The 13,255-nt window shown below is 69.9% G+C and carries 14 protein-coding genes; 9 read left to right on the top strand and 5 right to left on the bottom strand.

Translation table 11 applies throughout. From position 1 onward, the window contains the following. Positions 1–84: 84 nt before the first annotated feature. A complete protein-coding gene (locus AB0H57_RS17160) occupies positions 85–783 on the top strand; it encodes a response regulator transcription factor (protein WP_357507397.1) in 699 nt (232 codons plus the stop codon). Here AB0H57_RS17160 and AB0H57_RS17155 read toward each other — a convergent pair. Both AB0H57_RS17155 and AB0H57_RS17150 read right to left on the bottom strand, forming a co-directional pair. After that, a complete protein-coding gene (locus AB0H57_RS17155; protein ID WP_357507395.1) occupies positions 767–1,744 on the bottom strand; it encodes an aldo/keto reductase in 978 nt (325 codons plus the stop codon). The genes AB0H57_RS17160 and AB0H57_RS17155 overlap by 17 nt on opposite strands. 269 nt (positions 1,745–2,013) lie before the next feature. Continuing rightward, complete coding sequence (locus AB0H57_RS17150) at positions 2,014–2,826, bottom strand: AraC family transcriptional regulator (protein WP_357507393.1); 813 nt, start codon at positions 2,824–2,826, stop codon at positions 2,014–2,016. 225 nt (positions 2,827–3,051) lie between these two features. Between AB0H57_RS17150 and AB0H57_RS17145 the strand changes: the two genes are divergently transcribed. Beyond that, complete coding sequence (locus AB0H57_RS17145; protein WP_357507390.1) at positions 3,052–4,122, top strand: carboxymuconolactone decarboxylase family protein; 1,071 nt, start codon at positions 3,052–3,054, stop codon at positions 4,120–4,122. A gap of 33 nt (positions 4,123–4,155) precedes the next feature. Here AB0H57_RS17145 and AB0H57_RS17140 read toward each other — a convergent pair whose 3' ends face one another. Then, positions 4,156–4,968, bottom strand: coding sequence for an alpha/beta hydrolase (locus AB0H57_RS17140; RefSeq protein ID WP_357507388.1), 813 nt, complete (start codon positions 4,966–4,968; stop codon positions 4,156–4,158). A 104-nt stretch (positions 4,969–5,072) separates the two neighbouring features. Continuing rightward, on the bottom strand, positions 5,073–5,783 hold the full coding sequence (locus tag AB0H57_RS17135) for a response regulator transcription factor (RefSeq protein WP_357507386.1): 711 nt from the start codon (positions 5,781–5,783) through the stop codon (positions 5,073–5,075). Between the two features lie 474 nt (positions 5,784–6,257). On the opposite strand from AB0H57_RS17135, the gene AB0H57_RS17130 reads away from it, so the two are divergent. The 6 genes from AB0H57_RS17130 to AB0H57_RS17105 all read left to right on the top strand — a co-directional run bounded on the left by AB0H57_RS17130 (position 6,258) and on the right by AB0H57_RS17105 (position 11,009). Next, positions 6,258–6,740, top strand: a complete 483-nt coding sequence (locus AB0H57_RS17130; protein ID WP_357507384.1) for an SgcJ/EcaC family oxidoreductase — start codon at positions 6,258–6,260, stop codon at positions 6,738–6,740. 142 nt (positions 6,741–6,882) lie between these two features. Next, positions 6,883–7,362, top strand: coding sequence for an SgcJ/EcaC family oxidoreductase (locus AB0H57_RS17125; protein WP_357507382.1), 480 nt, complete (start codon positions 6,883–6,885; stop codon positions 7,360–7,362). 35 nt (positions 7,363–7,397) lie between these two features. Further along, positions 7,398–7,853 (top strand): SgcJ/EcaC family oxidoreductase, encoded by a 456-nt coding sequence (locus tag AB0H57_RS17120; protein ID WP_357507380.1) that lies wholly within the window; start codon positions 7,398–7,400, stop codon positions 7,851–7,853. Positions 7,854–7,934: 81 nt separating this feature from the next. Beyond that, complete coding sequence (locus AB0H57_RS17115; protein ID WP_357507378.1) at positions 7,935–9,002, top strand: glucose-1-phosphate thymidylyltransferase; 1,068 nt, start codon at positions 7,935–7,937, stop codon at positions 9,000–9,002. Between the two features lie 58 nt (positions 9,003–9,060). After that, a complete protein-coding gene (gene tpx, locus AB0H57_RS17110) occupies positions 9,061–9,585 on the top strand; it encodes a thiol peroxidase (protein WP_357507376.1) in 525 nt (174 codons plus the stop codon). Positions 9,586–9,704: 119 nt separating this feature from the next. Continuing rightward, the gene (locus tag AB0H57_RS17105; RefSeq protein WP_357507374.1) at positions 9,705–11,009 is read left to right on the top strand and encodes an activator-dependent family glycosyltransferase; all 1,305 of its coding nucleotides are present in this window, start codon (positions 9,705–9,707) and stop codon (positions 11,007–11,009) included. 78 nt (positions 11,010–11,087) lie between these two features. Here the strand turns inward: AB0H57_RS17105 and AB0H57_RS17100 are convergent, their stop codons facing one another. Then, positions 11,088–11,492 carry a nuclear transport factor 2 family protein gene (locus AB0H57_RS17100; protein ID WP_357507372.1) on the bottom strand — a complete coding sequence of 135 codons (405 nt, stop codon included), beginning with the start codon at positions 11,490–11,492 and terminating at the stop codon, positions 11,088–11,090. A gap of 154 nt (positions 11,493–11,646) precedes the next feature. Between AB0H57_RS17100 and AB0H57_RS17095 the strand changes: the two genes are divergently transcribed. Continuing rightward, complete coding sequence (locus AB0H57_RS17095) at positions 11,647–13,203, top strand: GMC family oxidoreductase N-terminal domain-containing protein (protein ID WP_357507370.1); 1,557 nt, start codon at positions 11,647–11,649, stop codon at positions 13,201–13,203. Positions 13,204–13,255 lie beyond the last annotated feature (52 nt).

Raw genomic sequence — 13,255 nt, 5'->3', positions numbered from 1 at the left:
ATCGCGGTGTCGTCATTCTTACCGCATCGCCGCCGGTCGGCTCGGATAACATTCTTCACGAACCTGACCGCAGGGAAGCACCGCATGTCGCAACCAAATGATCACATCACGATCCTGCTCGTCGACGACCACGCGTTGCTCCGTGAGGGCCTGCGGGAGATCTTGGAAGCGCAGGGCGACATGTCCGTGGTGGGCGAGGCCGGGGACAGCGCGAGCGCCCTCACGCTGGCGGCCGAGTCGCGGCCGGACGTCGTCCTGCTCGACGTCGAGATCCCCGGGGAGGACGTCACCACGACGGTGAGCCGGCTGCGTACCCTCACCCCGGACTCCAAAGTCATCATCCTGAGCATGTACGACGGCCCGCAGCTGTTGCGCAGCCTGCTCGCCGCCGGCGTGCGGGGATACCTGCTCAAGAACGTGCATCGGCAGGAGCTGGTGGCGGCCATCCGCAGCGTCCACTCCGACGAGGGACGGGTCGTTCTCGCGGTCTCCCGGGAGAGCCTCGCCCAGGCGGACGGGGCCGCGTCCGACGTGCTCTCCACCCGCGAGCGCGAGGTGCTCGAACTCACGGCGGAGGCCCTGAGCAACACGCAGATCGCCTCCCGGCTCAGCCTGACGGAGGCCACCGTCAAGCGGCATCTGCGCAACATCTTCGTCAAGCTGGGCGCGGTGTCCCGCATCGACGCCGTGAACAAGGCGGCGGCCGCATCGCTGATCACGGTCAAGGAACGGCCGCCCACGCCGCGGAAGCTGGGCGGCGTCCCACCTAACGACCAGGCGTGAGGTCGTCGTCGCGACGGCGGGCCGCCCCGGATCCGGAGCCGGTCGGGAAGATGGCTTCGAGCCGGTCGCGCTCCTCGGCGGTCAGCCGTACCTTCACCGCGGCCGCATCCATCTCCAGATGCAGCGGATCGCGGGTGCTCGGCACCGGCACGACGCCCGGTTGGGCCAGGAGCCAGGCCAACGCGAGCCGACCGAGGCTGACGTGCTTCTCGGCGGCCAGCTGCTGGGCGGCGAGCAACCGGTGCCCGATGTGCTCGAGGTTCTCCGGCTGGAAGCGCCGGTCGTCGCGTCGAACGTCGTCGACGTGCAGGTGATCGACCGAGCTGATGCGCCCGGTGAGCAGCCCCCGGGCGAGCGGGCGGGAGGCGACGGCGGTGACCCCCAGGGCCCGGGCGGTCGGTAGCTCCGCCGCCTCGGCGCCCCGCTCCAGCAGCGAGTACTCGAGCGCCAGCGCGGCGACGGGACGTTCGGCGTGGGCCCGGCGTAGCTCCTCCGCCGAGGCCTGGGACAGGCCGATGTACCTGATCTTCCCGGCGTCGACCAGCTGACCCAGGCCGCCCACACTCTCCTCGACCGGCACCCGAGGGTCGATCCCGGCGAGGTAGAAGATGTCGATGGCGTCGACGGCGAGGCGTCGCAGCGAGGCGTCGCAGGCGCGTGCCAGGGCGCCCGGCCTGCCGTCCGCACCGGCCGGCTCGCCGGCGGCGCCGAAGCGCAGTCCGCCCCGGGTCGCGATCAGCACCCGGCTGCCACGGATCGCCTTTCCGACGGCCCGCTCGAGATCGCCAGGTCGGTGCGCGCCGGCCATGTCGATCATCCGGACGCCGAGGTCCAGGGCGCGCCGGACCGTCGTGCTGATCGCGGTCTTGTCGGCCGGGCCGTACTCACCGGTCAACGCGTTGCAGCCGAGACCGAGCGCGGGGAAGGCCGGGCCAGCCAGCCCTACTTTTCCGGTTCCCATACTGTCCCTCGATCGCCCCCGCCAATGCCCGGTCGACCCCCGTCTCTCAGGTCCCAGCAGCGCCCGCGGGACAGTCAAGCCGGGGACCGGACTCCCGGGCAAGCCGTTCCGCCGCGTGCGAAGCACCAAACTACCTCCCCCGATGCCCCGTCATCTGCCCCGGAGCGATTTCCGCGGAGAACCCAGCCGACCTGGACGGCGACACCGGCATCACCGAGTTAACCGGTGCCCGGCGGCCGGCGGGGAACCAGGGCCGCGGCCCGCCGGCGTCACGCGACCGCCTCGAGGTTGGCGACGACCATGTCCGCGCGCATGTCGGGGAGCGCCAGCAGCACCGGGGGATCGAGCGGGCAGGCCGGACGGATCTTCAGGTCGGCGATCCGCACCACGCCCGAATGCATCGTGATCGGTCCGTGGTACCCGATCGCCATCCCCTCGCACCCGTCGGCCGCCGCGCCCGGTCCGGTGCCCGGCCCGCCCGACCGGCCCTGCGGGCAGCAGGCCACCGCGTACCACGTGCCCGGCGGCACGTCGTCGAGCACGTACGGCCCGGTGCGGGGGAGGACGGCGCACCGCACCGGCTCGCCCTGCGGGATCCGGCCGGGAAAGAGCCCGACGAAGACGGGACCCGCGCAGACCGTGTCGGTGCACGAGATGGTGCCCCGTACCGTCGACCGTGAGTGCGTGACGACTCGGGGTCCCCCACCGCTGCGGCCGTTCGGGAAGGACCGCCAGGGCCGGCGACCGCCGAGCCGCCGGTACGTGCGTGGCGGCACGCCGACGCTGTACGCGAAGCGCGAGCTGAAGGTGCCGACACTGGTGTAGCCGACCATGTGGCTGATGTCGGTCACGGTCAATGACGTCGAGGTGAGCAACTGCTTTGCCTTCTGCAGGCGTACGGCGGAGAGGAATCGACCCGGGGTGAGCCCGGTCGTCCGCTGGAAGATCCTGGTGAAGTGGAACTTGCTGTACCTCGCCGTGCGGGCCAGGTCATCGATGCAGAGTTCCTCGCCGTAGTTCTCGTGGATGGCCTCGATGACATGCTCCACGGCCCGCTCGACCGCCTGCTCGACCGCCTGCATTGCGACTCCCAAAGATGTCAGCTTCAATCGTCCTTTGCGCCGGCTATCTTCATGCTCGTCAATGCGGTTCAATGTCGACAGACCCGCCCGACCTGCAAACGTGGCTAGGGTCCGGGGTAGCCGTATGGCTACCCCCAAAGGTGACGCCGATCAATCAACGACAGGCCGCTCCGAGTTGGGATAATCGAGCCGGACCGAGCGAATGTCAACCGACTGGGGGTAGGCATGGCCAGCGTGTTCCTCCGAGCCGCGCGCCGCAGCTCCCTGGCCCAGATCCGGTACGTCGTGCCGGTCCGGCCCGGCGCCGGCGACGGTCTCGTCAACCGGGTCTACGACCAGATCGAGCGGGACTTCGGCATGCTCGCGCCGCCGATCGCGCTGCACTCACCGGCCCCCGACGTGCTCGCCGCCGCCTGGCTGATGCTGCGCGAGACGCTCGTCGCCACCGGCCGGGTCGACCGACCGACCAAGGAGGCGGTCGGCACGGCGGTCTCCCGCGGCAACGCCTGCCCGTACTGCGTGGAGGTGCACAGCGCCACGCTGGACGGTCTCACCGGCGGGGCCGGGCCGGTCGCCGATCCCGGCCGGCAACAGGTGGTCGCCTGGGCGACGAACTGCGCGACCGCGTCCTCCGCGAGAAGCCTCGTACGCGTGCCGTTTCCCGCCGGTCACGCCGCGGAGCTGATCGGGGTGGTCGTCACCTTCCACTACCTCAACCGCATGGTCAACGTGTTCCTCCGCGAGTCGCCGTTCCCGTCCGGCCTGCCCGCTCCCGCACGTGGCGGGTTGCTCCGGCTGCTCGTCCGGATCCTGCGGCCGGTGACCCGGGCACCCCGACGGCCCGGGGAGGCCGCCGATCTGCTGCCCGCCGCGGCGGTGCCCGAGGACCTGGTGTGGGCCGCCGGGAGCCCGCACGTCGTCGACGCGTTCGCGCGTGCGGCGGCCACCGTCGAGGCGGCCGTCGCACGGTGGGCGTCGGCATCGGTCCGCGAGCTGGTGCGGACGGAGCTGGCCGGGTGGAACGGCGAGCCGCCGGGCGCGAGTCGCGCCTGGGTCTCCGACGCCGTCTCGGGGCTCGCGGCCGCCGATCGGCCGGCCGGCCGGCTGGCCCTGCTGACCGCGCTGGCTTCCTACCAGGTCAGCCCGGCTGTCGTCGATGACTGCCGGGACGCCGGGTTGACCGACGAGGCGCTCATCGAGCTCACGTCCTGGGCGAGCCTGCTGGCGGCCCGCCGCGTCGGCGGCTGGACCTGGGACTCGCTGCGGAGCCACCGCGAGTTCAGCGGAAAGCCGTGACCCGTCGGGTCGGCGGCACCGAGCCGGCACCCGTCACGCGGAGTCGTGTTCGCGTACCCGGTCGAGCCACTCGGTGATCAACGCCTTGAGCAGGTCGGGCTGCTCGTGCGGCAACGCGTGGCCGGCGCGGTCGAGCACCGCGAAGGTGGCCCGAGGATAGTGCTTGAGCAGGTCCCAGGGGCCGGCGTAGCCCACCATGGAGTCCTGACGCCCGGTGACGATCAGGGCGGGTTTGGAATACTTCGGGCCCTTCTCCGGGCTGGTGCTGAACATCCAGTTCGCGCCGATCCGGGCGAGGCCGTCATCGTCGGCCAGCTCGGCGGAGGGGGCCACGTATTCCTGGTAGCGCTCCAGCGTGGCCGGCGTCTGCACGACGAAGTAGTCGCGGAAGGTGCTCTCCTCGGCCGGGTCCAGGGTGTCGCCCGGATCGATCGAGTCGGTCAGGACCTGGTGCGCCGGCAGATCCCGCACGTTTTCGCCGAGCGGGCAGATCAGCGCCAGCCCGCTCACCTGCTTCGGCCGCCGGCCGGCGATGGCCCGGGCATAGTAGGCACCCGCGGAATGACCGATGAGCAGGAACGGTTTCTCGCCGATCACACCGTCGACGAACGCGAGCAGGAGGTCGAGCACGTCGTCGCCGCTGTTGAGCGTGTCCGGCGCGGGCGTGTGCCCCATGGCCGGCAGATCCGGGTAGACACGCCGGTGATCCTTCATGTCGTCGAATATCGGTTCCATGGCGCCGGTCATTTCCCGGTGATCCACGTTCGCGCCGTGCAGCACCAGGACCGGGGCCCCGTCGCCGTGCTCTGCATAGTGCACCGGCACGTCGAGCGCTTTGAACTCCATAATCAGTCCAACCTGTCGTGTTCGTCAGCGGTCTCGTGGCAGTCGAACCCAGGATAAGGGCGACGGCTCCCGTTTTCCCGATCAGTCGCCGCGACACACGGTGGTCAGGTCCCGGCGAGAATTCCGTCCGTCAGCGCGACCGCGACGGCGTGCGTCCTGGTAGGACAGTTGAGCTTGGCGAGCACATTCGACACGAGACGCTTGACCCCGTGCTGGGAGATGGTCAGCCGCCGGGCGATCTGCTTGTTGCTCAGCCCTTCGATGAGCAGTTGAAGCACCTGTCGCTCCCGGGGCGTCAGGTTCGGGCCGGCCGCCGCCGGCCGCAGGGCACTCTCGCGGGCCCGGGTCAGCAGTCTGTCCGCCAGCATCGTCGGCATCGGCGTCTCCCCGTCGGCGATCCTGGTGACGGCCGCGGCCAGCGAGGCGGAGGTGAGATCCTCCTGCACGATGAAGCCGTCGCTCGGAATGGTGACGACCCGGTCCAGGGTGTCTTCGTGATCCCGGTTCAGCAGCATGAGAACCTTCGTGCCGTGGGCCCGGGCATCGCGCGCCAGCTGTTCCGTGGCGGCGGCGTCGAGGTCGCCGTAGCGAAGGATGAGCAGATCGGGCCGGCGGTCCCGCGAGGCCGCGGCGGCCCGGGGGGCGAAGTCCACCGATCCCCACAGGTGAACCCCGTCGACCATCGCCAGGGAGTTCAACATGACGGCGAGTCCATGGCGGACACACTCATCGGCGACCAGGAGTTCGACCTGGATGCCTTTCGGCGTTGGCTGCCACGTATCGAGATGAACCACCACGGCTGAAGTCTCGGTCATATCGGCCCACTGCCTAGCTCGACGACGTCCTTCGTCTTGGACCCTAGGAGGTCCCGTGAGCGTGTTCAACCAAACCGCCGAAGGGTGCAAGGCAGGGTATCGAAAGGCGTAGTCCGCCTGGCGTGTTCGAGGCAGCGCCGGCTCGCCGTTGGTGACCCGGGCGCCGGCTCGGGGAGCCCGGGACCGCAAGGTCGGCACAGGAGGAGAAGACAGCGCGTGCCGCCGACGGCATGCTCGAGCGGACGTCCTTCTTTCCGGGCCGGCGATGGTGTCGGCCGCCTTTCTCCGGTGCCGCCGGCGGGCCCGGAATCCGTCGGCGGGAATGACCGGTGACCGACCCGGGCGACGTGTCCACCGGTCTGGCCACGGACGGTGGCGAGACGGACGTGCTGACGCTTTTTATCGACGACGAGAATTGCGGTGGGCCGCGGTCCGCTGGTGATCCAGACGGCTGTGCCGAAGGGAGTCCCGACAATGACCGAAGAGAATTCCTCGTGGGGTGATGCCGGCGCCATGCTGGCGACCGTGGGAGTGGCGGAGGATCCGTCGTACTACCGGCGGTTCACCCGGCCCGACGAGAAGGCCGCGCTCACCATCGGGCTACGGATACAGGCCGCCTGGGCGGCCAACGACGCGGACGCCTTCGCCGATGTCTTCGCCGAGAACGGCAGCCTGCTGCTGGGGGACGAGCAGCTGACGAGCCGGGAGGAGATCCGGGCCTACCTGGCCAAGGGCTTCGCCGGCCCCCTGCGCGGTGCCCGGGTCACCGGGTGGCCGCTGGAGGTCACGTTCCTCAACGACGACGCCGCCTTCCTGGTCACCCAGGGCGGCATCATGTACGCCACGGACGACGAATTGCTGCCGCAGCGGGAAATCAGGGCGGTCTGGGTAATCGCCCGGCGCGCGCCCGGGGTGCTGGAGTTGATGTCCCATCAGGGCAGCCCGATAAGAGGCTGACACCAGATGCCGCCGCCGGCCCGGAGCAAGCACGGAGATGCGTTCCCCGAGCGCCCGGACCGAGGATGGGGTGGCAACGCGGGTCACCACCGAATGGCCTGTCCTGGACGTTGTATCGGTCCATGCGGAATGGAGTTCTGACATGTCGACGAGCACTTCACCTGGTGTGGTGGACAAGGGCGCCCAGCTGGCCGCCTACTACGGTCCGTTCACCGGCGAGAAGGAGAAGCAAGCCCTGAGCGTTCCGCTGCGGCTCGTAGCGGCCTGGGCGCAGAACGATGCCGCCGGCATCGCCGAGGTGTTCACCGAGGACGGCATCATGATCCTCCCCGGTGACGTCTACAAGAAGGGCCGGGGGGAGGTCCTCTCCTTCATGGCCGCGGCCTTCGCGGGGCCGTTCAAGGGCACCGGCGTGACCGGACGGCCGGTGGACGTGCGATTCGTCGGCGACGACGTCGCGCTGCTGCGTACCCATGGCGGGATCCTCGCGCCCGGCGAGACCGAGATCGCCCCCGAGCTCGCCGTCCGGTCCACCTGGGTCACCGTCCGGCGCGACGGCCAGTGGCAACTCGCCGCCTACCAGAACAGCCCCCGTGGCGAGGGCGCCACGCTCCGCTGGTGACAACCGCACCGCATCACGGCAAGAGGGAGGACCAGATGACCGAGAAAGCCGCGTCGCTCGTCGAGAGCGCCAAGCAGTGGGCGACCTACTACGGCGGATACCCGAACGGCGAGAAGGGCGCCGCGTACACCGCGGCCCTGCGCGTTCGCGCCGCCTGGGACGCCAACGACGCGGACGCCTTCGCCGACATGTTCGTGGAGAACGGCAGCATGCTCGTCGGTGACCGGCAGCTGTCGAACCGCGAGGAGATCCGGTCGTACATGGCGGAGGCGTTCAGCGGCCCCTACCAGGGGTCGACGCTGACCGAGGAGCCCATCGAGATCCGCCTGCTGAACGACACGGTCGCGCTGGCGGTCACCGATGGGGGCATCATCCCGCGCGGCGCGAACGCCGTCGACCCCGCCAACCTGGTGAGGGGTACGTGGATCATCCGCAAGACCGACCGCGACTGGCGGATCGTCTCGCGCCAGACGAGCCCGATCAAGGGCTGACCGGGCGGTGTCCTCTCTCGGCGAGGCTCTCCACCGACGTATGAGCACTGGAACCGGCGACGGTTCCGGAGAGGACCTGATGTGAAAGCCCTCGTGCTGGCGGGTGGGTCCGGCACCCGCCTGCGCCCCTTCAGCCATTCGATGCCGAAGCAGCTCATCCCCCTGGCGAACAAGCCGATCCTGGAGTACGTGCTGGAGGACGTCGGCAGGATGGGCGTGACCGAGGTCGCGATGATCGTCGGGCGCTGGGCGGCGGACATCGTCCGGGTGATCGGCGACGGCGCGCGATTCGGCCTTCGGATCAGCTACATCGAGCAGGACCAGCCGCTCGGTTTGGCGCACTGCGTGCGGCTGGCCCGACCGATCCTCGGCGACGACGACTTCGTCATGTACCTGGGGGACAACGTCCTTCCGGACGGGGCCGCCGACGTCGCCGCGGAATTTCGGGCGCGTCGCCCGGCCGCCCACATCGTCGTGCAGAAGGTCGCCGATCCCCACCGGTTCGGGATCGTGGAGGTGGCGGCGAACGGGGCGGTGGAGCGGCTGGTCGAAAAGCCGGCGCAGCCGCGGTCCGACCTGGCGGTCGTCGGGGTGTACTTCTTCACCGCGGCCATCCACCGGGCCGTGGCGTCCATCGCCCCCAGTGACCGGGGCGAACTGGAGATCACCGATGCCATCCAGTGGCTGCTGGCGAACGGGGCGGCGGTCGAGGCGAGCCGCTACGAAGGCTACTGGCGGGACATCGGGCACACCGAAGACGTCCTGGCCTGCAACGGCCGGCTCCTCGGTGCGTTGCGGCCGGACATCGCGGGCGAGGTGGACGACGCCAGCAGCGTGGTCGGCGACGTGGTCGTCGAACACGGCGCACGCGTCGTCCGCTCCCGGATCGAAGGTCCGGCGATCGTCGGCGCGCACACGTTGATCGAGGACAGCCACGTCGGGCCGAACACCGCGATCGGTCGCGCCTGCACCCTGTACGCCACCGACCTGGCCGAGTCCATCGTGCAGGACGGATCGTCGATCTCGTCCGTACGCGGCCTGCGCAGCTCCGTCATCGGTCGCTCCGCGGCCATCAAGTCCATCGACCACGGCAGTCCCTACCATCGCCTGGCGATCAGCGACCACGTGAGTGTCGAGCTGGCCGGATAGCGGCACCGGCTCCACCAGGTCCCGCGGATCCTCGGCGATCTTCCGGAAGAGGAAAATCATGACCATCATCGCGGAGCGGACCGGCGTCACGACGTTCCGGGGGAGGCCCGTCACCCTGCTCGGGACGCCGGTGAGCGTGGGGGACAAGGCTCCCGACTTCACCGTCGTCGCCAACGACATGTCGCCGGTGACGCTCGACTCCTCACGCGGCACCGTACGCATCATCTCCGCCGTTCCGTCGCTGGAGACGCCGGTCTGCGACCAGCAGACGCGGCGCTTCCACGAAGCGGCTGAGGGCATCGAGGGCCTCCAGGTGCTGACCGTGTCCGTCGATCTCCCGTTCGCCCAGCAGCGCTGGTGCGCAGCCGCCGGCCTGACCGGCGTCCAGACCCTCTCCGACCATCGTGACCTCTCCTTCGGCCACGCGTACGGCGTGTTGATCAAGGAGCTGCGCCTGCTCGCCCGGGCGGTCTTCGTCGTCGACGCGCACGACGAGGTGGTGCACGCCGAGTACGTACCGGCGATCGAGCAGCACCCGGAGTACGACGCCGCGCTCGCCGTGGCGCGCGCGGCCCGGCGGTGACCGGACGGGCGCTGACCCGCCGGCTGAGCGGCGGGTCAGCGAAATCGCACGCTGGGAGATGCCCGCCCGGCCGGTGACGGCGACGCTGAGACCAAACACGGACAAGGGAAGGACTCCCCATGCGCGTGCTGTTCGTACCGGCCATCAACAGGTCTCAGCTCTACGTGATGACCCCCTTGGCGTGGGCGCTGCGGACCGCCGGGCATCAGGTCCGGGTCGCCAGCCAGCCCGATCTGGCCGAGCACATCGCCTCCATCGGCCTGACCCCCGCGCCCGTCGGCCGGCCGATGACGGACCTCAAGAAGGACATGGAGGAGGCCGAGCCCGAGCAGGACCCGGTCGCTCCGGCAACCGATCCGCGAACCCGGGCGAGGTCCACCCAGGCCGAGTACGGGTGGGGTGATCCGGCAGCGACGCTGGCGCACCTGACCTGGGACTTCTACAAGCTGCTCACCCCGGACGCGATGATCGACGATCTGGTGGACTACGCCCTGCGCTGGCGCCCGGACCTGATCGTCTGGAACACGCTGGCCTTCGCCGGTCCGGTCGCGGCGCGGGTGAGCGGCGCGGCACACGCGCGCATGCCCTGGGGCGTCGACGCGCACGCGCAGATCCGGGCCGGCTTCCGTCAGGCGCGCGCCGAGCGCGGCGAGGACGCGCTGCCCGATCCGATGGAGCAGTGGCTGGGACCGTTCCTGCGGCGCCGCGGCGCGCACTTCGACGAGGAGATCGCGCTCGGGCAGTGGACCATCGATCCGGCGCCCCCGTGGGTCTTCCATCCGGCCGACGCCGGCGTGCATTACGTCCCGATGCGTCCCGTCCCCTTCAACGGCCCGGCCACCGTGCCGGACTGGGTGCACGAGCCGCCCACCCGCAAGCGGGTCTGCCTGACGCTCGGCGTCTCCAACCGGGAGGGCCACGGTGTCGAGGCCTCGCCACGCGATCTGCTCGAGGCCGTGGCCGATCTCGACATCGAGGTCGTCGCCACGTTCAACGAGCGGCAGATCGGGGGGACGAGCGGCCTTCCCGACAACGTCCGCGTCGTGGACTTCGTGCCGCTGAGCGTGCTGCTGCCGACCTGCTCGGCCATCGTGCACCACGGCGGCCCGGGAAGCTTCGCCACGGCGCTGGAACACGGCGTCCCGCAACTGATCGTCAACGGCACCTACTGGCACGTCAAGTACTGGGGCTCGATCGCCGCTGCCGACGGCCTGGAGTCCCGCGGCGCCGGCGTCCACGTCGCCGACGGCGACAACCTGACCCCGGAGAAACTGCGCAAGGAACTCCTCCGCGTCCTGGAGGACCCGTCCTTCGCCCGCAACGCCGAGCAGCTGCGCATCGAATCGGCCGGCCAGCCCACCCCGAGCGAGCTCGTCCCGCTGCTGGAGAAGCTGACCGCGGCGCATCGCGGCCGCACGCGGTAGACCGCCACCAGACCTGAAGATCCCCGCGTCGGAAATCCGGCGCGGGGATCGTGGTGTGGTCGAGGAACCGACCGGCGCTCAGCTCGGGAAGCTCGTGCTGGCCGCGACCAGGACCTGCCACTCGCCGTCCTGCTTCGTGAACGTCAGCGCGGTGAGGAAATGCTCCTCGAAGTCGGGGAACGTCAGCGTGCTGTCGAGGACCAGCAGGGCGGTGTGCTCGCCGATGACCTCCTTCATCGTCACGAAACTCGACGTGAAGGTCATCTGGAACAACCCCTCGAACAGGGCGGCCACCTGCTCCTTGTTCCACTGGGCGTCGCCGGTCGAGTCGATTTTGGTCACGTCGTCGCGATAGAAACGCATGAGACCGTCGACGTCCCGGGCGTCGAACGCCTCGTTGTACCGGCGGTACATCTCGTCGAATTCCTGCTCGGCCCGCGTCCTCGTCAGAGTGCGAGTCTCCGTGCCATTCTGCCCCGGCATTGTCACGACCTTTCGATCCGCGAGCGGTTGTCGCCCAGATCGTAACCGGGGATTGGTTCCGCCTCTTGTTCCACAGTGCTGAAAACTGTGCAACCTCGGAGTGGGATTCCACCGGCGAGCACCCCATTCTGTCCCTGGAGACAGGATTGGAGGAATGGTGAGCAATTATGACTACGTGATCGTCGGCGCCGGCTCGGCGGGGTGTGTGCTCGCGTCGCGGCTCAGCGAGGACCCGGACGTCTCGGTGTGCCTGATCGAGGCGGGCCCCGCGGACACCGCGCAGAACATCCACGTCCCGGCGGCCTTCGCGAAGCTCTTCCGGACCGCGCTGGACTGGGACTACGACAGCCACGACGAGCCCCACCTCGACCGGCGCCGGGTCTATCTCCCGCGGGGCCGGGTGCTCGGCGGCACCAGCTCGATCAACACGCAGATCTACATCCGTGGCAACCGCCTCGACTACGACGGGTGGCAGCAGCCGGGCTGGAGCTACGACGAGGTGCTGCCCTACTTCAAGCGTTCGGAGGACAACGAGCGCGGCGAGTCGCGGTACCACGGCAGCGGCGGCCCGCTCGCGGTGTCGGAGAACCGGTCCCGCAACCCGATGTCGACGGCGTTCGTGGAAGCCGCGATCGAGGCCGGTCACCACGCCAACGACGACTTCAACGGCGCCGAGCAGGACGGCTTCGGCTACTTCCAGCTCACCCAGAAGGGCGGTCGCCGGGCCAGCACGTCGACCGCCTTCCTGCGCCCGGCGATGAACCGGTCGAACCTGACCGTCGAGACCAACCTCCAGGTCCATCGCGTGCTCATCGAGCAGGGCTCGGCGGCCGGCGTCGTCGCGCAGCGCCTCGACGAGGTCGTCACCATCCGGGCGGAGCGCGAGGTCATCCTCGCCGCCGGCACCTACAACTCACCCCAGCTGCTGATGTACTCGGGCATCGGCCCGGCCGCCGGGCTCGCTCCGCTGGGGCTTCCGGTCGTGGTGGACCTGCCGCACGTCGGGCAGAACCTCCAGGACCACGTGCTGATCCCGTTGATCTTCCAGCACGAGCACCCGATCAGCATGCTGGCCGCCGGCGCGCCGGAGAACCTGCAGCAGTTCATGTCCGAGGGGCGCGGCCCGCTCACCTGCAACGGCCCGGAGGTCGGCGGCTTCGCGCGTACGTCCGGCGGCCTGCCGGCGCCCGACGTGGAGTTCCTTGCCGCGCCGGTGATGTTCGTCGACACCGGACTCGGCATCCCGACCGGACACGCGCTGTCCTTCGGCCCGTCGATGATCACCCCGGGCAGCCGTGGGCACGTGACCCTGGCCTCCGAGGACCCGACGACCAAGCCGCGGATCGTGCACAACTACTTCGCCGACCCGCAGGATCTGGCGGCCGCCGTGGTGGGCCTGCGGATGGCCCTGGAGATCTCGCGGCAGAAGGCGCTCGGTGCCTACACGGCGTCGCCGTTCCGCCCGCCGGCCTCGGAGTCCGATGCCGACCTGGCCGACTACATCCGCCGGTACACCCATTCCATCTTCCACCCCGTCGGCACCTGCGCGATGGGCTCGGTGGTCGACGCCGAGCTGCGCGTGCTCGGCGTTTCGCAGCTGCGCGTCGTCGACGCCTCGGTGATGCCGACCATCGTGCGCGGCAACACGAACGCTCCGACGATCATGATCGCGGAGAAGGCCGCCGACCTCATCCGCAAATCCGGTTCCTGACGCGAAGGGACCGCGGAGGGGTGCAAGGCTGGGGCCCTTATCAACAGGCGTC

This window comes from Micromonospora sp. NPDC050686 (genome assembly GCF_040654475.1).
Lineage (GTDB): Bacteria > Actinomycetota > Actinomycetes > Mycobacteriales > Micromonosporaceae > Micromonospora.
Note: the sequence above shows the minus strand (reverse complement) of the source record. Positions and strands in the feature narration are given on the sequence as shown.